The organism is Pseudoalteromonas sp. MTN2-4 (genome assembly GCF_042848605.1).
GTDB lineage: Bacteria > Pseudomonadota > Gammaproteobacteria > Enterobacterales > Alteromonadaceae > Pseudoalteromonas.
The window spans coordinates 55,340-76,269 of record NZ_BTGK01000008.1 but is presented as its reverse complement, the minus strand read 5'-3'; the positions used below and the strand labels follow the sequence as shown (position 1 = coordinate 76,269).

The window sequence follows — 20,930 nt, the reverse complement described above, 5'->3', positions numbered from 1 at the left end:
TTATCCGTTGACTAGCTGTTCAATAAAAAACTCTAAATGACCAGAAGGTTGATGTGGTATTGGCCATTTAACTGCTTTACTCGCTAAACCTCTAAATGCAACCGCTGCCGGAGAATTTGGAAATAACTCAACAATGGTTTTTTGACGGCGAGAAGACTTACGCATATTTTCATCAAACGGAATGGTTGCAACTAATTCTAGTGCAACATCTAAAAATCTGTCTGTAACCTTAGAAAGTTTAGCAAAAAGCTCCTGACCTTCGCGTAAACTTCGAACCATGTTAGCAACAATTTTGAAACGGTAAACACCATGCTCACGACTGAGAACCTTAATAAGTGCGTACGCATCAGTGATTGAAGTAGGCTCATCACATACAACAACCATCACATCTTGGGCTGCACGAGAAAAACTAAGCACCATGTCAGAAATGCCCGCGGCGGTATCAACAATTAGAATATCAAATTCTGTGTTTAATTCACTGAAGGCACGAATGAGACCTGCATGCTCTGCTGGGGTCAACTCAACCATATTTTGTGAACCTGAGGTAGCCGGTACAATTTTGATACCTGCAGGTCCTTCAACTAAGATTTCATCTAACTCACATTCACCCGACAGGACATGAGATAAGTTTTTTTCAACTCTTAAACCAAGCATCACGTCACAATTTGCCAAACCTAAGTCGGCATCTAGGACGAGTACTCTGTTTCCTTGCTGACCAAGTGCAATAGCCGTATTTAATGAGACATTGGTTTTACCAACCCCTCCTTTACCACCCGTTACTGCAATTACTTTTACGCCATGGTTGCCATTTTGATTCATTCTACGCAGGCCACTTGCTTGATCTAATACTGTGTTAATCATACATTCCTACTGTCTGAGACGCTACAGGTACACGTCGCGAATGTTGTGCTTTTATTCTCTTTAAATACAATTGCTCAGCCTTTTTGACCATTTTACGAGCATTTGCTACACGAATGTCTTCTGGCACTCGTTGACCGTTAGTAAGATACCCTATTGGCAAGCGATTTTGAATCGCAATACTAATAATCTCGCCTAAACTTAGACATTCATCAAGTTTTGTAAAAATACAACCACTTAAATTCACCTTTTGGAAGTGACGAACAGCCTCTTGCAATACATGCATTTGCGATGTTGCACTCAAAACCAAATAGCTTCTTATATCGACCCTAGAACTTCTCATTAAAGTATTTAGTTGTTCTGTTAAACGAATATCTCTTTGACTCATACCCGCAGTATCTATTAATACTAGACGCTTATTCCGTAAATGATATAAAACTTCTGCTAATTCATTGGCATCTTTTACTTGTTTTACTGGACAACCAATAATTCTGCCGTACGTTGCCAGCTGCTCATAAGCACCAATTCTATAAGTATCAGTTGTGATTAACGCAACTTTGTCTGCACCGTATTTCTGCGCGCCTAATGCAGCAAGTTTAGCGACTGTCGTTGTTTTACCTACACCAGTTGGACCTACTAATGCATATACACCACCTTGACGAAGAATATCGTTATTAGTTGTATGCATTTGATTTGCCACCATTTCAAGCAATGAATTCCATGCTTCTTTGCGAGAAACGTCATCAGGGATGAAACAAGCCATTTGTTCAGCTACTTCTTTGTCAACACCCATGCCTTGCAAACGATCAACTAAGCAAGCCCTAGTTGGGTCTCTTCTTTCCATTTCTTGCTTCATTAAGCCTGATACTTGGTGTTCAAGTAATTGACGGATGGCATTCATTTCTTCTCTCATGGTTGCCATTTCATCGACTTTTTTTGGCGCAGGTTCAAAATCATCCGCAAACCCTGTATCAAGGTCATCATCAAAGCTCCATGATTGCGCTTGCTGTTGAGTTTTAACATTTGGTTCAGCTCTGAAGTTTTGTGTTGAGGTTGGAAGCTCATAACGCTCTTCAGTCGCTTGACGAGGTTTAAATACCTCTTCGGTATTAATGCCTGATTGAGAGAACATAGATGCAAGCTCAGGCGAACGAGGCTTTGGAGCTTGTCTGTCTAATAGAGCCTGTAAACTGTCTGCTACTTGAGCTTGAGGTTCTGGTTTTGCACGCTGAGGTTCTGGGCGAACAATACGAGGTTGCACAGCTCGAGTTTGTGCTGGTGCTGGATTTACTCGTGGCGCCTCAACGGGTGTTTCTGGCGCTCTGTCATTATCCACGGCTGCAACAATTTCTACACCATCTGCCAGTTTCTTGTTTGACATAATCACAGCATCAGCGCCAAGCTCTTCTTTTACTTCTTTCAGTGCTGTGCGCATATCTTTGGCAAAAAAACGTTTAATTTTCATGTTACAACCCCTTAATTCCTATCTATTGTCCAACTGAGCTTACAATTTTGATTTGTCTTTCATCTGGTACTTCTTGATATGACATCACTCGAAGACCTGGGATCGTATGTTTAACAAATCTTGAAAGCACACTTCTTAACATACCTGAGGTTAGAAGGATGGATGGGTCGCCTAGCATTTCTTGCGTTTGGTGCGCTTCTCTTAATGATGTTTGAAGTCGCTCCGCAAGGCCTGGCTCTATTCCAGCCCCTTCATCACCCGCGTTCTGAAGTGACTGATGCAACATCTGTTCCAACTCAGGCGCCAATGTTATGACAGGGATTTCATCTGCACCGCCAACCGCGTCTTGCACAATTAATCTACGCAGTGAAATTCGCACTGCAGAGGTTAATACATCAGGGTCTTGACTACGCGGTCCATACTCAACAAGGGTCTGAACAATCGAGCGCATATCGCGGATTGCAACACCTTCATTCAGTAAGTTTTGCAACACTTTAACAACCGTAGTGAGTGGAAGAATATCTGGTACTAAGCCTTCAACTAAACGAGGATGAGACTTAGCAAGCATATCTAATAAATTTTGTACTTCTTCATGCCCTAATAACAATGATGCGTTGTTTGTAAGTAATTGACTAATATGAGTTGCGACTACAGTCGCTGCATCTACAACAGTGTAACCTAATGAGTGCGCTTCATCTTTTTGTTCCGGTTTGATCCAAACCGCCTCTAAGCCAAAAGCTGGATCTGTGGTTGCTACGCCATTGATTGGACCAAATACTTGTCCTGGATTTATAGCTAATTCATCACCATGTTTTAATTCCCCATTACCTGAGCCAACCCCCATTAAGGTGATACGGTATTCATTTGGATCTAATTCAAGATTATCACGAATATGCACAGGCGGAACCAAGAAACCTAGCTCTTGTGAAAGCTTCTTACGAACACCTTTAATACGACTTAACAATTCACCACCTTGAGCTTGATCTACAAGCGGGATTAATCGATAGCCAACTTCCAGGCCAATCACATCAACTGGTTGAACGTCGTCCCAGCCAAGCTCTTTTTGCTCTTGAGGCTTATTTGCAATATCACCACCTGCTGCCTGTTGTTGCGCTTCTTGCTCTGCAGCTTTTGCTTTTTGCTGTTGTGTGTAATAAGCCAGATAGCCAAGCAACGTACCTAAGCTTAAAAATGCAATATGTGGCATACCTGGCACTAAGCCCATCGCGATTAAGATACCTGCTGCAATATAGAGAGATTTCTCATTCCCTAGTTGAGTTTTAAACTGCTCCCCCATGTTATGAGATTCATTTTGGCGAGTAACGACGATTGCAGTACCAATTGAAAGTAAAAGAGAAGGGAGCTGTGCAACCAAGCCATCACCAATGGTAAGTAATGTGTATACTTCCATGGCTTTTGAAAACGATAAGTCATGTTGGATCATGCCAACAAATAAACCACCAATGATGTTGATAGCTAAAATCACAATTCCTGCTATTGCATCGCCTTTTACGAACTTACTGGCACCATCCATTGAGCCATAAAAGTCTGCTTCACGTGTTACTTCATCACGACGTTTACGTGCTTCATCTGCGCTGATAAAACCAGCATTTAAATCGGCATCGATAGCCATTTGCTTACCAGGCATAGCATCTAATGTGAAACGCGCAGATACCTCTGAGATACGACCAGCACCTTTTGTGATTACCACAAAGTTGATGATAATCAGGATTAAGAAAACAACTAAACCAACGGCATAGTTCCCCCCAATTACCACAGAACCAAACGCTTCAATTACCTTACCTGCGGCATCTCCGCCATTGTGGCCTTCTAATAATACAACACGAGTACTGGCTACATTCAAGGCTAAACGCATAATGGTGGCAATAAGCAGAACCGCTGGGAACATGCCAAATTCGAGTGGTTTCATGGTGTATACAGTGACGAGTAATACCACCAATGCCAAAGCGATATTAAAAGAGAATAGAATGTCTAAAAGGAATGGAGGTAAAGGCAAAATTACCATGCCCAAAGCCGCAAGCACTAATAATGGCGTTCCGACCCCTTTCGCATAGTCTTTTTTATTCTCATTAAGACTTTGTAAAACCGCTTTAAAATCCATAACTTAACAACTACAAAATATTGACACTGGTCTAATAAAGCAATTTGTAAGCCAAGATGTATTTACTTGCTAGTACCTCATATCTTCTGGAATAGGTAAATTCTTACTTAAACTAGTCGGCCTTCTACCTCGACCTTTTTGATAACGTTTTAGCTGAAATACATAGGCTAATACTTGCGCAACAGCTGTAAATAACTGGTCAGGGATTTGATCACCCACTTCTGTTGTGTGATAAAGTGAGCGCGTTAAGATTGGCGATTCAACAATAGGAACTTCATTACCTTTCGCTATTTTTCGGATTTGCATTGCTAATTCATCGATACCTTTAGCAAGCACAATTGGGGCGCCCGCTTTTTCAGTATCGTATTTAAGTGCAACTGAATAATGGGTTGGGTTAGTTACAATAACATCAGCATCTGGCACGTCCTGCATCATACGCCTTTGTGACATTTCTCGTTGTGTTCTTCTAATACGTGCCTTTATTTGGGGATCACCTTCAGAGTTTTTGTATTCATCTTTCACTTCTTGCAAAGTCATTTTCAATTGCTTGTGATGATTGTAACTTTGATATGGTGCATCAATGGCTGAAATGATGATCATCGTGCAGCTCAATGCTAAAAACATCCAGGCCAATATCTCTAGCGCATGGATGATAGAACTCGGGACCTGCTCAATACTTAAATGAAGTATTTCGTAGAAGAATATTTGAATGAGCAGAATTGCAAAGCCAGCAACTAAAACAAACTTCAACACAGACTTCAACAATTCGACGGCGGCTTGAGGTCCAAACATACGTTTAACACCTTTCATAGGCGACATTTTACTTGCCTTAGGTGCTGCAGCCTGCCAACTGAAATTAAACCCACCTAATATGGTATTGCCAACAATACCCGCGATGGCGATGATAAAAACAAACATCGCCATTGGAAAGAATAATTCAGAAAGCATCTCTCCCCAGACCGAGAACATTTTTGTTGTATCGTATGTTTCATTGCGATTTAACGAGAGACCTCGGCCCATTATGTTATATAAGCCTTTCGCGATAGCGGGTCCATACATTAGTAATGCAACCGCTGAGAATATCAGTACAAAGGTAGTGCCTAATTCTTTTGAACGGGCAACTTGCCCTTTTTTTCGGGATTCATCTATTTTTTTGTCGGTGGGTTCTTCGGTCCTTTCTTGACCTGAATCTTCAGCCATATTTTACACCGTGCACCCAATTAAATTACATAGTAGCTCAGTCATTTTAAGCCACTGATATTCATATTGCACAATGAAGTTACCTAGAGTAGCCCATATAATCACTAATCCAGCAACCAAAGTAAATGCAAAACCCACTGAAAAAATATTCATCTGAGGCGCAGCTCTCGTCATGATCCCAAATGATAAATTAATTACCAGCATAGCGGTCAAAGGGGCTAAAGAAAGCGCTAGTGCTGTAGCAAACATCCAGCCCCCCCAATTTACAATTTGCCAATAGTTATCTACTGTCCATGTAAATTGTCCAATCGGAATACTTTCAAAACTATAAAGCACCATTTGGATCAGCATCAAATGACCGTTAAAGACAAAAAACAGTAATGTGGAGAGGATCAGATAAAACTGACCTACTGCTGGCACGCTTAATCCGTTGGCAGGGTCAACAACTGAAGCAAAACCGAGGCCTGTTTGCATTGCGAGAATTTGACCTGCCACGATGAACGTATTCAAGAGTAATATCGAAGCAAAGCCAATTGCAAAGCCTATGATCATCTCTTCAATTACGACTAACACCATGGCAAAAGAAAAAAGATCAATAAATTGAGATTTAGGCAACATAGGCATTGCGGCAAAGGTGATTACGACACACAGGGCTAATTTAATGCGTGAAGGTACACTTTTTGCGCCCAAACCAGCCATTATCATCATCATACTGGTGACTCGAACGAGCGGCAGGATAAAGTCGCTTAGCCATTGGATAACAACAGCAAAAGGAAACTCCATTATTACCCTGCTATTTCAGGGATTTGCATAATCAACCCTTGGAAGTAATCCATTAGTATTTGCGTGATCCAATGACCACCAATGATCAAAGCAAGGATTGTAATGATAAGACGAGGTAAAAAGCTGAGCGTTTGTTCGTTAATTGATGTCGCAGCCTGGAAGACAGCCACTACAAGACCAATTAATAAACCTGGTACAACAATCGCTGAAACAAGCTTTATAACCACGAATAATGCATCACTTAATATGTCGACAAAAACTTCCGGTTCCATATCAGACTCCTAAGCCAAAACTTCGAGCAAGCGTCCCCATAACTAACCCCCAGCCATCAACAAGAACAAACAGCATGATCTTAAATGGCAACGCAACAATCATTGGCGATAACATCATCATACCCATAGCCATCAAAACACTGGCAACGACGAGGTCAACAATCAAAAATGGAATGAAGAACATAAAACCAATGATAAATGCGGTTTGTAATTCACTCGTAACGAATGCCGGAATAATCACTACAAAGGGGGTGTCTTCCGGGCTATCAAGTTGGTCATAGCCCGCAATTTTCGCAAAAGTTTCAAGGTCTTTTATTCTTGTCTGCGATAACATAAATGCTTTTATCGGCTCTTTCGCTTGTTCAAGTGCTTGGATTGATGTGAGCTCTTCATTGAGATATGGCTGAACCGCCCTTTCATTAATTTGCGAAAATATGGGCGCCATAATGAAGAAAGTCAAAAATAACGACATCCCTAGCAAAATCTGATTAGAAGGTGATTGCTGTAAACCGATTGCTTGTCGAAGAATAGCCAGCACAACAATAATGCGAGTAAAAGAGGTCATCATAATAACTGCGGCCGGAATGAAGCTTAGGGCTGTCATTAAAGCCAAAACTTGTAGTGTTACAGAGTACTCTTGAGATCCATCTGGATTCGTCGTAACACTTAGCGCTTCTATCCCCTCTGCGCCAGCAAAAGGCGCGAGTAACAAAAGTAATATGCCTACACTTAATTTAATCATCTGTATTGTTCTTCTTATTGGCTGGCATCATAAAGCGGCTTAACTCTTTTGCAAAAGCGGGGGTATTTTGGTTACTCAGGGGCGTTTCGAGCTGATACAAATAATTAATGTTTTGAGAAGTGACTCCCAGTAGGTGGTGCTTACCATCAAGCTCAATCACCATCAAACGTTCTCTGTTACCCAGAGGAAAGCTTCTAACAACTTTAAAGTCGGGGTTATTACCTAGACTAGGATTAAGTCTTTTTAAAAGTACCGCCAAACCAACAATTAAGCCTAACACCAAAAAAAGTGATAGGCTCATTGATACTAAATCGCTACTAAGACCTATATTACTTGACCCAGCAAGTGCCGGAGCGGAAAACACTGCAACCGAAAGCAACCCCTTTCTCATCGTAGTTTCTTAATTCGCTCAACTTGACTGATAACGTCTGTAAGACGAATACCAAACTTGTCATTTACGACAACGACTTCTCCGTGAGCGATGAGAGTACCATTAACAAGCACATCCAGAGGCTCACCCGCAACTCTATCAAGCTCAACAACTGAGCCTTGGTTAAGCTGAAGTAAATTACGAATATTAATCTTAGAACGACCCACTTCCATCGAAATGGTGACTGGGATATCTAAAATAGTATCAAGCTTACGCTTTTCTTCTGCCGATAAACTTTGAGACGAATCTTGTAACTCATCGAGCTCAGCAACCGAAACATCGCCGCCATCATCGGCACCTTCTGCTTCAGCTAAGGCCGCCGCCCATTCATCCATAGTATCTTGATCATCGCTCATAACTTAAAACCTAATAGTTAACCTTACCAATCTAAATCCACACCCTCTGATAGGTGTAGATCTTCCTCTAGCTCTGCCAGCTCAGCATCAGAATCGAGCTTTTTCCCACCTTTTGTGAAAACATGCAGCTCAGATTTAACAGACTCAGGGCGTTTAATTTTTTCACTAATTTGTAGTGCAACATTATCTCTAGAACGGCCCATTTTCGCTCTAAATGTTGGTAAATCTTCAACAAAAACAGTTATATGCTCTGGCATTTCAACTGGAATAACGTCCCCAGCTTTAAGCCCCATAACCTGTTCTAATGATAAATCTATTTCTAATAGTTGCGTAGATAGCTCTACTTCGACATCCATGATTTCATCACGTAACGCTTTACTCCAGCGCAAGTCAGTATCTTCTGTATCAGATTGTACACCGGCATCTAACAGCTCACGAATGGGCTCAAGCATTGAGTAAGGCAATGAAATATGAAAATCACCTCCACCGCCATCTAGCTCAATATGAAATGAGCTAATAACAACCACTTCAGTTGGGCTCACAATATTCGCCATCGCTGGGTTTACTTCTGAGTCTAAGTACTCAAAAGACACATCCATTACAGGCGCCCATGCTTCTTTGTAATCCTCGAAGATGATTTTAAGTAGCATCTGCACAATACGACGTTCAGTTGGCGTGAATTCACGGCCTTCAATTTTTGCATGGTAACGGCCATCACCACCAAAGAAATTATCTACTAAAATAAATACTAGGCGCGCTTCCATGGTGATCAAACCAGTACCTTTTAAAGGTCTAAATCTCACCATGTTTAAGCTAGTTGGAACAAACAAGGTATGTATGTATTCACCAAACTTGAGCATTTGCACGCCATTTATAGATACTTCGGCGGTGCGGCGCATCATATTAAATAGGCTGATCCGCATATGCCTTGCAAATCGTTCGTTAACGATCTCAAGGGTCGGCATACGACCACGAACAATACGATCTTGAGAAGAAAAGTCATACTGCAGTGCACCAGCAGAGGACTCACCGCCCTCTTCGACTATCTCGTCTTCTTCGACTTCATCAACACCGTGTAAGAGCGCATCAATTTCGTCTTGGGATAATAAATCGCTCACTTAACCCTCGCTACTGCATAACAAAGCCGGTGAATAACACGCGTTCGATCACTTTGCTGCCTTCAACAGCTTCCATCGCGGCCTGCACTTTATCTAAGGCGGTTAGACGGATAGTTTCTTTACCTGCTGAAGTACTTAACTCGTCAGCGGTCGTGGTTGAAAGCACACCTAGTAATGTACTTTCAATAAGTGGAATATGTTTCTTAGCAACTTCTTCATTAACGTCACCACGAACAAGAAGTTGCACTTTAATTTGTACAATTCGATCTCGGCTTGCGCCAGGCACATTGAATACAAAAGGTCTTGGCATGGCTACGTATAATGCACTACCAAGTTCTGCACCTGAGGATTCAGAAGTAGCCTCTGTCGCAACCGTTTCTTCGGCTAAAGTCTCAGCCGGTTCTTCATCACCTGATAAAAATAAAAAAGCTCCAACAGCACCTGCAATTAAAACTACAGCCGCAGCAATGATAATAATGAGCTTTTTCTTGCCGCCACCCGACTCTTCAATTTCTAAATCAGTTTCTTCTGCCATGCCCAGCCTTCAAATTTTATTCTAATCTAATCAATATTAGCAGCTGTTAAGCGTAGTAATCTATGCCAGACTCACTGCTTGATGAATTTGTTCTAGTTTGTTGGCTATTTTGCGCTTGTGATTCCTGATTAGCAAGCTTTGAATTGCCAAGTTCTTGAGCTTCATCAGTACTTTGCTCAGAACTTGAACCGGAGTCCTGTTGAATATTACTCTCTCCTAGTTGGATACCTTGTTCAGCGAGCATTTCTTTAAGTTTAGGCATAGATTGCTCTAATGCCTCTTTTGCTTGCTGATTTTGTACAACAAAGTTCACCTGTGCTTGCTCAGCTTCGCTACGAATGCGAATTTGCATACTGCCTAGCTCTGGCGGATCGAGTCGAATTTCCGCTTCTTTATTATTAATATTCAGCATTGCATTTACTTTGTCATGTAATGCTTTTACCGCATCATTTTTCTGCAAGTTAAAAGTTTGAGCAATATTTGGGTCAGTGCTTGTTTTTTGAGTGACTGATGCACTTTGCTGCGTTTGCGCATTTTGCAATACATTATCAAACTGCTGAACTGATTGAGAAATATCTAAGCCGTGTGTTGATTGCACATTCGCTAATGGTGTCTGCTGTATTATTGACTTAAAAATATTCTCTGTTTGCGGGCTCATCTCAGCTTTGCGGCTTTGCTTTGCAAACTGCTCATTATTGGCCTGCATTACATCTGATAAATCAGCCATTGAAACTCGCTCATTCTTTGTTTGTTCTACAGATGCTTGAGCTGTCTCAGATAAACTTTGAGTCGTTACTTTTGTGCTGTTGTAATTTGCTAAATCTGCACTGCCTTTAGTCTGAGTTGCAGTGCCCCACATAACATTGACAACTTTCTGATCTGTTTTTTTACTATCTTGACTCTGCATATCATTACTTGATTTAAGTATTGATAAAGTCTGTTCAGCACGTTCTAACTGCACGTCATCTAGCTTTCCACTATCAACGGCCTGTTGCAATGATTGTTGTAATGCAAGTTTATCTTGATTTGGAAGTGACTTTATTTGCTGCTCTAAAGTGCTTGGATTGACAGGCGTTTTATCTGCCAAATGTGCCACTTTATCTGTAACTCGATTACTGCCTTCTTGGCGTTCGGTTTCCTTATCTAGATGTGTCACTACTTTTGCTTCATTAGAAATAGAAACATTATCTGCTGTGGGTTCTTTTACAGGTTGCTTAAAGTCAGTTGTTATTGTATCAACCCTTTTATCAGCGTGTATTTGAGATGATTTATTATTTTGTTCATTTGATTTCTGAGTAACATTAATATCAGATTTCTTAATCGTATTTAAATCTGACACTTGGTTAACCTCAGCATCTGGTTGCACCTCATTCGTTACCATAAGTGATGGCTTTTCGCTTGATTTAGGTGAAGTTTGCTGAACAGCTACATTGCTAATTAGCTTTTCACTTTTACTAGCCTGAGTATTAACCGACTCCTTAATCTCCTCATTTACCTTACCTGACTGAGCAACAGGCTGAGATTGTATTTGTTCGTTTAAAACTTGCGCTTTGACGTCTTTAGATAGACCCTGAGGTTCTTGAGTTGCTTTACTTACTAATGACGATGCAGCGTTGGCTTCACCAGTATCACTAGCTGATTTCTCATCCACCTGCATTTGCCCACCAAGTAATGAAATTAGTTCAGATTTAGCAGACATTACTTTTACAACTTCAGTTTCACCATGTCCTAAATCTGGTGGCGAAATTTTATCAATTTTTTTCTCTGTGTTTACAGGCAAAATTTCTTTACTGCTATCAAACTGTGATAGTACGTCTTTCAATGCTTTTGGCACTGGCGCAAGATGCTGTTTTACATCGGTAGTTTGAGAAGTCGAAGCTTGGATGTGCGCAATTAGCTTATCAGATGTTGTAGGCTCAACTTGAGCATTTGTAAGCGTATCAGTTTGACTAGATGTATTAATATTTTGTTTATTTGGCTTGGCAATTTCAGGTTGTTCGACTTGACCAGCATCCAAAGTATTATTATCAGCAACAGGCTTAGTTGTTTGTTGACCTTCAGCACTTACCTGAACATGATTTTGTTGTCCATGATAAAAAATACTATTTGCTTTTTGCTCAGTGTCTTTTGTCGTAGCTATTTGTTCTAAGTTTTTTTTCTTATCATCAATAGCTTGTTCACTCGCTTCACGGGCGCTTTCTACTAAAGACGCTTCACTCGACTTTTTCTTCTCTTTCTCTGAATCACTATTAGATAAAGCTTCAGTTTTTTTAGAACCAACCGCCATAGGTTTGTCTGTATCACTGACTTTCTCATTATGCTCACTGGCTGGCTTTTGAGTTATTTCATCAGCATGTTGTTCATGAGCACTATTTTTAGTAGTGACTTTCGGTGAATCAACACTTGTTGATGCCTTTTCAGCACGCTCTAACTCTGAATAAAAGGCGCTTTTATCTGTTTGCTCTTTTTCGCTGGCAAATCGCGCTTTTTCAGCTTGGCTCAATTTTAGATCCACTTCTAATTTTAAATTAAGCATATCTACACCTTTTTAGAGCGGCAACACTAAGCCGCATTAGTAATAAATTCTATAATCTTTAAAAACTTTGCAATATTTAAGCCAAGCTAGCTTGCAACACGTCTCATAAATATATTCGTGGCGAACTCGTCTAATATTTTTTGCTCTGCTTTATTTTCTTTTGCTTGCTTTTCAATAACTTTCTTTTCAATTAACTTTGCAATCGCCTTAGTTTTCGCTTGTTGAGCTAGCCAAAGTTTTCGACGCTGCTCTTCAACTTGTTTCGCCGTTCTCACCGTTGTTGCTTGCTGATTTATCGCTTCTTCAATTTTATTAATGAATGAATTGTACTGTTTAATGCTTTCACAGCTCATACCTTGTTTGGCTTTGCTGTGAAGCTGCTGGCTATACTCCAATCGAAAGTCGTTTAGACCCTGGAGCTTTTGTTGGTTACTGATAAAGCTTTGTTGCGCTTGAACATAATTAACGCGTAAATTTTCTTCTTTATCGGTCTCAAGCTTGAGTAATAAATCTAATTTATTTTTCGCCATTAGCCTTGTCCTAGTAACTGTGCGAGGCCTTGTAAACACTCGTCATAACGCAATACATCTTTCATACCTTGCTGCAAGAAACCATTCACTTGCGGCATCATTTGTATGGCTTGATCTAGCATAGGGTCACTCCCCTGTTGATAAGCACCTAATGTGATCATGTCTTTGTTTTGCTGATACATTGAGTAAACTTGTTTTAGTACTCGCGCTTGCTGCATATGTGGCTCAGAAACAACTTGTGGCATAACACGACTAATAGACTTTTCGATGTCTATCGCCGGGTAATGGCCGCTGTCAGCCAGTTCACGGGATAAAACAATGTGTCCATCTAAAATTGCACGCGCTGAGTCGGCGATAGGATCTTGCATGTCATCACCTTCACTTAAAACAGTGAAGAATGCCGTAATAGATCCTTGCCCTTCACCTCCATTACCGGCCCGTTCCACCAGCGCAGGGAGTTTTGCAAATACCGAAGGCGGGTAGCCTTTAGTTGCTGGCGGCTCACCGACCGCCAATGCTATTTCACGCTGCGCCATAGCATAGCGTGTCACTGAATCTAAAAGTAATAAGACATTTAAACCTTGATCGCGAAAGTACTCTGCTATAGTTACTGCACTCTCGCAACCTTTTAAACGCATCAGAGGAGAAGCATCAGCGGGAGCCGCAACCACAACCGAGCGGCGTCTACCTTCTGGGCCTAAGATTTCATCAATAAACTCTTTTACTTCGCGGCCACGCTCTCCCACTAAGCCTACAACAATGACATCCGCCTCACTACCACGGGTCATCATGCCAAGCAAAACTGATTTACCCACACCACTGCCTGCAAATAAACCCATACGCTGACCTTGCCCAACGGTAATGATCGAGTTTATTGCGCGCACACCCACATCCATAGGTTGACTGATTGGGCGTCTCGCCAGTGGGTTGATTGGATCTTGAGCAAACTTAAGATAGTGCTCTGTTTCAATGGCACCTAAACCATCTAATGGTCTTCCAAGGCCATCAACGACTCGACCTAGTAAGCACATGCCAACTGGTAGGCCGGTTTCGTTTAATTGTGGGATCACTCGCGCACCTGGTAATACACCAGAAATGTGATCGTTTGGCATGAGATAAAGTGTATCGCCGTTGAAGCCAATCACTTCAGCATCGACAAAACCGCGAATGGTTTCGATTTTACATTGACTGCCAACAGGTGCACTCAAACCTCGCGCTTCGAGGGTTAATCCCACCACGCGAGTCAAGCTGCCAGCAACGGGCGTAGCAAATGGCTTAATGTTTTTTTGATAGCGTGTTAAACGCTCAGCTAAAGGACTTTCGACACTCATGCATGATAGTTTTTGGTATTAGATACCACTATCATGCAAAAACTTCTCCATAATTTCGATTAATCGAGTTTTAAGTGTAATATCTATCGAAGACTGGGCTGTATTTACTTCACAACCACCTCTGTCTAATGTTGGTTCAGCCACCAGCTGCCAGTGCTGTTGCTGCAGATGCTCTGCACCATAGGCCTCTTCTACTAAACTTAGGTCTTCTGGGTTCAAATGAATTTTGACCGCTTGCTCTCCCATAGGTAAAGCATCGATGGCTTGTTTCAGTGCCACTAAAATAAGCTCTGGGTGAGTTTGTAGCTCTTTAAACACCACTTGCTCCGCCAATAATTTGGCAAGGTGAACAAGTTGCTTTTCTACCGTTTCATCTACTTTATTTAAAGGCGCAGCCATACCTTCAATTAACTGACCTAAGTACTGTAACTTCTCTTCAACCAGAGGCTTGGCATCGTTCAAGCCTTGCTCTTTGCCTATTTCTAGACCTTCTTTATAACCAGCTTCTTTTCCCTCAGTAACTCCTTTATCGAACCCTTCGATATAACCTTGTTCGTGACCTTGCTTGATCCCTTCTTCATAAGCGTCTTGACGGATCTGCTCAAGTTCTTCAAGCGTCAGTGTAGGAAACTCTTCAGGCTCTTGCGTTTCTGGTTCATCTTCATGCACATGTTGCTGACTTTGATAAACTTGCTCAAGTGGTTGCCCAAATGCTGTTGAACGGCCTGAGAATTTGGTCGGATCTTCGCTAACATCCGGAATAGGCCAGCTCTTTAGCAATTCATCAATGGCTTCGCCTTCAACCGGCCTGCCTTTATAAAACTTTTTATCACTCATCGATTATAAGAACTCTTCACCGCCACCGCCACCCAGCATAATCTCACCTGAATCTGCAAGACGACGAGCTGTAGATAAGATTTCTTTTTGTGCGGCTTCTACTTCACTGATACGCACTGGTGGCATTGCTTCAAGATCATCCGCCATCATCTCAGCTGCACGTTTAGACATATTACCTAGTATCTTGTCTTTCAGTGCATCATCAGTACCTTTAATTGCTTTCATCAATACATCTTGTTGTACTTCACGCAAAATAGCTTGAATACCACGATCTTCGACATCCATCAGGTTCTCAAATACAAACATCAGATCTTGAATTTGCTGTGACATCTCTTCATCATGCTCACGGATTGAATCCATTAACTGACCTTCAACATTGGTGTCTAGGTAGTTCATGATATCTGCAGCCGCTTTTAAGCCGCCCATTTTCGCAGCCTGCGCACCGGCTTGACCTGCGAATTGTTTCTCCATAATCTCGTTTAGCTCTTGTAGTGCGGCTGGCTGAACTTCTTCTAAGTTCGCAATACGCATAGTCAAATCCAGGCGGACTTTTTCAGGGAATTGCGACAAAATTTCGGCAGACTGTTCTGGCTCTAGATAACTTAATACGATGGTTTGGATCTGCGGGTGCTCGTTACGAATAATATTGGCAACTTGCTTTGAGTCCATCCATTTCAATGAGTCTAGACCTTTCGCTCCTGAGCCCATGACAATTTGGTCAATTAGGCTTGCCGCTTTATCTTCACCAAGTGCAGCCGTAAGTGCTTTTTTAATAAAGTCTTCAGATTGGAAACCTATTGTACTGAAGCTTTGGATCTGCTCAATAAATAGGTTATGAACCGCACTGATCTTAGCTTGTGAAAGGTCGTCTAAGGCTGCCATAGCCATACCGACCTTCTGCACTTGTTTTGGCTCAAGATGCTTTAAAATTTGTGCAGCATCTTCTTCTGTTAGGCTCAGTAATAAGATGGCAGCTTTATCAACCCCATCAAGCTTCTCAACATCAAAAGCTACTGGGAGCTGTTTTTGTTCTTCTTCGTTACTCATCTTCCGTTAACCACGCTTTCACAACTTGTGATGATAATTCTGGTTCATTGGCTACAAGCGCCCTTACTGCTTTCAGTAAGTCTTCGTCGCCGTGTAAGTCTGGTAATTGTAAAGTACCATCTGATGAGAAGCCAACTGCTGATGAATCAAACTCATTGTTCAGCATATCTAACGTGCTATCACCTAAATCTACGCCCGTTGTTAACGCATCCTCATCAAAGTCTTCTAGAGTGTCATCTGGGTCAATTAGGCGTTTCAGCATCGGACGAACAACCGCCAGTATAAGCACAATAATAACCAAGGCACCAAGCGCAAGACGGATTGTTTTCATAAACCAATCTTGTTCCCACAGCGGCAGATCAGCTTGCTCAATGATATCTTCACGTACAAATGGGACAGTTACAACTTCTAACGCATCACCACGTTGCATATCAAAACCCACACCACCTTGAAGTAGACGACGAATATTCATCAACTCCTCTTGGCTACGAGGTGCCATTGTCATATTGCCTTCTTCATCTGCTTTTGGTAAATAATCTACTGCCACTGAAACGCTGATGCGACGAATCACACCTGTTTGCTGACGCTTGTGGCTGATAGTTGTATCTAATTCATAGTTACGAGTGGCTTCTTTTTGTGAACGAGAAGGCGATGAGCCTTGACCGTTAGCGCCACCTGCGATTTCAGGAATATTTGAATTTACTGGTGGTTGGTTCGATAGCGCTCCTGGGATACCTGCGGTAATACCACCGATGTTGCTTTCTTCAAAGGTGGTTTCGCTACGTACAGCAGGTAAGTCAGGGTTATAGCGTTTTTGTGTTTCTTCAACTGCACTGAAGTCCATGGTTAAATCAACTTGAGCGGTATACTTACCGAGGCCAACAACAGGAATAAGGATGCTATCAATCTTTTCTAGGTACTCTTGTTCACGCTTGCGCTCAATTTCATATTCTTTACGCGATCGTGCAGCCAGTGAGTCCTGCGAACCTGAATTTAACAAACGACCGTTTTGATCTGTGACGGTAACACGAGCTGGTTCTAAACCTTGCACAGCTGAAGCAACGATATCTACAATCGAATCAACTTCTTCACCGCCAAGCGTTCTACCACGCTTTAAAGTAATAACCACGGTAGCCGAAGGCTTTTTCTCACGGCGCGCAAATACATTTTCTTTTGGAATAGCCAGTAAGACTTTGGCACGATTGATATCTTGTAGCTCTTCGATTGTTCGCGCTAGTTGCTGTTCGCGGCTATGCTTAAGGCGTTCACGCTCTAGGCGCTGGCTCACACCAAAGCCCATGTCTTGCATTAATATATCTGTACCTGAGCTTGGTGCTTGCGTGAAACCATCACGGGCCATTTGTAGTTTTATGGTTTGGTAATCGGTTTCGGCAACCATAATGGTGTTGCCTTCAAGCTCATAATCAATTTTCTGCGCATCAAGAAAATCCAGAGTTTGCACTAGCTCTTCGGTTGGGTACTGGCCCAGTGGGCGCATATCAGGTTGGCGTGCCCAAATGATAATCGCAATTGCTATTGCCAAACAAATAGCTAAAGCAATGATAATAGTCACCTGGCGAAGCATATCAACGCCACTTAATGCGCTTAAATATCCCGACTTTTGCTCTTGCTGCTCTTCAGAGCCAGCGCCAGCAGTGCCATCGGTTAAAGTCAGATCGGTTGATTGATTCGTTGCCACGGTGCTACTCCACTACCCTGATTAAACAGGCATATTCATGATTTCTTTATAAGATTCTACAAGTTTATTTCTAACTTGTACCGTCGCTTCGAAAGCCACTGATGATTTTTGTGATGCTATCATGACTTCGGCAAGTGAAACACTTCTATCACCCATTTCTAGTGCCGTTACTTTTGATTTAGCATCTTTTTGTAAACCATTTACCGTATTGATTGCGTCTGACAGCAAATCGCCAAATTGTGCTGAAGAAGTCGCCGCCGTTTTTTGCACTGCAACTTCATTGGTTTTAATGGTATTTCTCGTTGCCTCTACTGCCAGAGACTGCATTTCTTGATAAAGAGAGTTTGGTTGGATTTTCATAACACCCACTCCAATAAAAACATATAACTTGTAAAAGCACAAAACGTGCCACAAATTAAATCTTTATTTTCAGTGTGTTAGAATCATTTTGTATGAGTCGACTTTTTGACAATAAGAAAGAGGCCAAGATTTTGGCCTCTTGCAGAGAAGAAAGTTATGCTGGTAATGGGATCCCCATATCACGCATTTTAGCGAGTTTATAACGTAAGGTTCTTGGGCTCATACCCAATACTTCAGCGACATCTTTACGCTTACCATTACACTTATGGAGCGTATCTAATATGATTTGATGCTCTTTATCTTGTAGTGTCGCTTTATAATTTGCAGCATCATAACTTTCTGTGTCACTGACTACAGGCTCAACATGTCGCGCCTGTTGCTCCACATTGATCTGTGGCGGGACTTCCATATTCGTTGTTCTTGTAGTTACTAAACTCGGTTGATAGTTTTCAATAAAAATATCTTCACCATGTACAGTATCGCCTTGCTGCAAGATCAAAGCACGTTGAACCACATTATCAAGCTCGCGAACATTACCAGGCCAAGAATGTGATAATAACTTTTGCTTTGCACTATCACTTAATTGCACTGCTGGCTTACCAGCTTTGCTGGTATGTCTTGCTAACAAGTGCTCAGCTAACACTACGATATCACCTGGGCGCTCATTCAGTGGCAGCCACATCAGAGGAAAAACATTCAAGCGGTAATATAAATCTTCTCTGAATTTACCTTCAGCCACCGCTTCTTTAAGATCACGATTACTGGTCGCCAAAACTCTGACGTCTAAGTCGATGGTTTTTCTACCACCCAAACGCTCTACTTCTCGCTCTTGCAACACGCGAAGAAGTTTAGCTTGCAAGCCTAAATCCATTTCTGTGATTTCATCCAATAAGATGGTGCCTTTTTGTGCTTGCTCAAATTTACCTGGACACGCTTGAATAGCACCTGTAAACGCACCTTTTTCATACCCAAACAAAGTTGCTTCGAGCATATTTTCAGGAATAGCCGCACAATTGATGGCGACAAAGGCTTCATCTTTACGCTCTGATTTATCATGGATGAATCGAGCCAATACTTCTTTGCCTGAACCGCTCGGCCCTAGCACCATCACGCTAGCATCAGATTTAGCGACTTTATTGGCAAGTTCAAGTAATTGCAGACTTTGTGGATCAGCAACCACAGGGCCTTCAGTTTCTTTTTCTTTTGCCGGCATATAACGACTAACCATATTCAGAAGTACTTCTGGCGCGAACGGTTTTGCCATGTAATCAATGGCACCTAAACGCATGGCCTCTACTGCATCGTCAATAGTTGCATAAGCCGTCATCATCAGCACAGGCAAATCTGGGTAGTTAAGCTTAATGGTTTTGAGTAAATCCAAACCACTCATTGCGCCCATTTGCACATCGCTGACCACAATAGAGAAGGTTTGTTTTTTCAAAAGCATCACCGCTTCTTCGGCAGAGCTCGCCTCAACCGTATCAAAACCTGAAAGTTGAAGTGTATCGATTAGTGCTTCTCTTAACCCTGCATCATCTTCAACGACTAATATTGAATGACTCATACAACCTCCAATTGCTCTGTACTGAATGAAATCGGCAGTAATAAACTAAAACACGCACCGCCTTGCTCATTATTGGTGACTTCTACTTTACCTTTGTGTGAGTTAGCCACTGAGCTAACAACCGCTAAACCTAGGCCTGTACCTTGGCTTTTTGTGGTAAAGAAAGGTTCAAATATTTTTTCTGACAGCGCTAAATCAACACCTGGGCCATTGTCAGACACTGAAATTCTGACTCTATCTGACTCTTCATCACGCGCTGCGCTTAATGTGATGTGCGCATGTTTGCCAATCACTTGAATACTGTTGTGAATTAAGTTTTGGATGGCACTGGCGAGCGCTGTTTTATTACCTAAAATCTCAATGTCTGGTTCTGGTAAATTTACTTCAAGCTCACTACTATTCATCGCCACCATGGCATCTGCCCCCGCTTTCACTTCACTAAGCAGTTGCTGCATAGACACTTTTTCGATCACTTGCTGCTCACCGCTTTTTGCAAACAGCAACATATCGTTTACTTGCGATTCGAGATCTTTCAATCTAGACATCAGTTTTTCATGAAAGCGTGAACGAGATGCTTCAGGCACTTTATTACTACCTAAATTAGCTGCATACAGCATAGCTGCCGAAAGTGGCGTTCTAACTTGGTGCGCTAACGATGCAACCATTTTACCTAGAGAGCTCAAACGCTGCATATGTGCCATACGTTTCTGTAAACGACGGGTTTCTGTTAGGTCGGTCATTAAAATTAATTGCCCCGGCTCTGGTGCAAGTGCAGTAATATCAAGCTTGATCAAACGACCGTCTCGCAATGACACTTCGTGTCCATCGTCTTGTTGCGGGCTAAAAGAGCGTTGAATGATATTAAACCATTTTTCACCTTCTAGCGGCTCACCCAACATGTCAATGGCTATTTGATTTGCCTTGGCAATCATACCTTGACCATCGAGTACCACAACGCCAGCAGGCATAGTATCAACTAGGTGACTTAACCAACTTGCTTGTTGACGTAAGTCGCTTAATTCCCCCACATAAGCCTCCTGCAGTAAACATGGGTTAAACTCTAAATCAGGTCGACGACTTAGAGGCGTTACTGGAGATAAATGTGATGTCTGGGCTAATTGTGCTAGTGCCATAACGTTAATCTC

20 protein-coding genes are annotated in these 20,930 nt (G+C 41.9%); all 20 read right to left on the bottom strand.

What is annotated here, in order from left to right; all coding sequences use genetic code 11:
* Positions 1-861: a MinD/ParA family protein gene (locus tag ACGHEH_RS16835; RefSeq protein ID WP_138483351.1), complete on the bottom strand. Its 861-nt coding sequence runs from the start codon at positions 859-861 to the stop codon at positions 1-3.
* On the bottom strand, positions 854-2,323 hold the full coding sequence (flhF, locus tag ACGHEH_RS16830) for a flagellar biosynthesis protein FlhF (RefSeq protein WP_390447592.1): 1,470 nt from the start codon (positions 2,321-2,323) through the stop codon (positions 854-856). Before flhF ends, ACGHEH_RS16835 begins: the two co-directional genes overlap by 8 nt.
* Before the next feature lie 22 nt (positions 2,324-2,345).
* Positions 2,346-4,445, bottom strand: a complete 2,100-nt coding sequence (flhA, locus tag ACGHEH_RS16825) for a flagellar biosynthesis protein FlhA (RefSeq protein ID WP_390447589.1) — start codon at positions 4,443-4,445, stop codon at positions 2,346-2,348.
* 69 nt (positions 4,446-4,514) lie between these two features.
* The gene (gene flhB, locus ACGHEH_RS16820; protein ID WP_390447586.1) at positions 4,515-5,645 is read right to left on the bottom strand and encodes a flagellar biosynthesis protein FlhB; all 1,131 of its coding nucleotides are present in this window, start codon (positions 5,643-5,645) and stop codon (positions 4,515-4,517) included.
* 3 nt (positions 5,646-5,648) lie between these two features.
* Positions 5,649-6,428: a flagellar biosynthetic protein FliR gene (gene fliR / locus ACGHEH_RS16815; protein ID WP_390447584.1), complete on the bottom strand. Its 780-nt coding sequence runs from the start codon at positions 6,426-6,428 to the stop codon at positions 5,649-5,651.
* Positions 6,429-6,430: 2 nt separating this feature from the next.
* Complete coding sequence (fliQ, locus tag ACGHEH_RS16810; RefSeq protein ID WP_138483360.1) at positions 6,431-6,700, bottom strand: flagellar biosynthesis protein FliQ; 270 nt, start codon at positions 6,698-6,700, stop codon at positions 6,431-6,433.
* Position 6,701: 1 nt separating this feature from the next.
* Positions 6,702-7,442: a flagellar type III secretion system pore protein FliP gene (gene fliP, locus ACGHEH_RS16805; protein WP_390447580.1), complete on the bottom strand. Its 741-nt coding sequence runs from the start codon at positions 7,440-7,442 to the stop codon at positions 6,702-6,704.
* Positions 7,435-7,833 carry a flagellar biosynthetic protein FliO gene (gene fliO / locus ACGHEH_RS16800; RefSeq protein WP_390447578.1) on the bottom strand — a complete coding sequence of 133 codons (399 nt, stop codon included), beginning with the start codon at positions 7,831-7,833 and terminating at the stop codon, positions 7,435-7,437. The genes fliP and fliO overlap by 8 nt, the downstream gene beginning before the upstream one ends.
* Positions 7,830-8,228 (bottom strand): flagellar motor switch protein FliN, encoded by a 399-nt coding sequence (fliN, locus tag ACGHEH_RS16795; RefSeq protein ID WP_138483366.1) that lies wholly within the window; start codon positions 8,226-8,228, stop codon positions 7,830-7,832. The genes fliO and fliN overlap by 4 nt, the downstream gene beginning before the upstream one ends.
* Positions 8,229-8,251: 23 nt before the next feature.
* Entirely contained in the window at positions 8,252-9,346 is a 1,095-nt protein-coding gene (gene fliM, locus ACGHEH_RS16790; RefSeq protein ID WP_349287165.1) for a flagellar motor switch protein FliM, read from the bottom strand.
* A gap of 10 nt (positions 9,347-9,356) precedes the next feature.
* Positions 9,357-9,881 (bottom strand): flagellar basal body-associated protein FliL, encoded by a 525-nt coding sequence (fliL, locus tag ACGHEH_RS16785; RefSeq protein WP_390447574.1) that lies wholly within the window; start codon positions 9,879-9,881, stop codon positions 9,357-9,359.
* Positions 9,882-9,927: 46 nt separating this feature from the next.
* Positions 9,928-12,417, bottom strand: a complete 2,490-nt coding sequence (locus tag ACGHEH_RS16780) for a flagellar hook-length control protein FliK (protein WP_390447572.1) — start codon at positions 12,415-12,417, stop codon at positions 9,928-9,930.
* A gap of 86 nt (positions 12,418-12,503) precedes the next feature.
* On the bottom strand, positions 12,504-12,947 hold the full coding sequence (fliJ, locus tag ACGHEH_RS16775; RefSeq protein ID WP_390447569.1) for a flagellar export protein FliJ: 444 nt from the start codon (positions 12,945-12,947) through the stop codon (positions 12,504-12,506).
* A complete protein-coding gene (gene fliI, locus ACGHEH_RS16770; RefSeq protein ID WP_390447567.1) occupies positions 12,947-14,278 on the bottom strand; it encodes a flagellar protein export ATPase FliI in 1,332 nt (443 codons plus the stop codon). Before fliI ends, fliJ begins: the two co-directional genes overlap by 1 nt.
* 18 nt (positions 14,279-14,296) lie before the next feature.
* Positions 14,297-15,115 (bottom strand): flagellar assembly protein FliH, encoded by an 819-nt coding sequence (gene fliH / locus ACGHEH_RS16765; protein WP_390447564.1) that lies wholly within the window; start codon positions 15,113-15,115, stop codon positions 14,297-14,299.
* A gap of 3 nt (positions 15,116-15,118) precedes the next feature.
* Positions 15,119-16,162 carry a flagellar motor switch protein FliG gene (gene fliG, locus ACGHEH_RS16760; RefSeq protein WP_390447562.1) on the bottom strand — a complete coding sequence of 348 codons (1,044 nt, stop codon included), beginning with the start codon at positions 16,160-16,162 and terminating at the stop codon, positions 15,119-15,121.
* Positions 16,155-17,861, bottom strand: coding sequence for a flagellar basal-body MS-ring/collar protein FliF (fliF, locus tag ACGHEH_RS16755; protein WP_349287159.1), 1,707 nt, complete (start codon positions 17,859-17,861; stop codon positions 16,155-16,157). The genes fliG and fliF overlap by 8 nt, the downstream gene beginning before the upstream one ends.
* A gap of 21 nt (positions 17,862-17,882) precedes the next feature.
* Positions 17,883-18,221 (bottom strand): flagellar hook-basal body complex protein FliE, encoded by a 339-nt coding sequence (gene fliE, locus ACGHEH_RS16750; protein ID WP_058029194.1) that lies wholly within the window; start codon positions 18,219-18,221, stop codon positions 17,883-17,885.
* A 154-nt stretch (positions 18,222-18,375) separates the two neighbouring features.
* The gene (locus ACGHEH_RS16745; RefSeq protein WP_390447557.1) at positions 18,376-19,785 is read right to left on the bottom strand and encodes a sigma-54-dependent transcriptional regulator; all 1,410 of its coding nucleotides are present in this window, start codon (positions 19,783-19,785) and stop codon (positions 18,376-18,378) included.
* Positions 19,782-20,918, bottom strand: coding sequence for a sensor histidine kinase (locus ACGHEH_RS16740; protein WP_390447554.1), 1,137 nt, complete (start codon positions 20,916-20,918; stop codon positions 19,782-19,784). Before ACGHEH_RS16740 ends, ACGHEH_RS16745 begins: the two co-directional genes overlap by 4 nt.
* Positions 20,919-20,930: the final 12 nt, after the last annotated feature.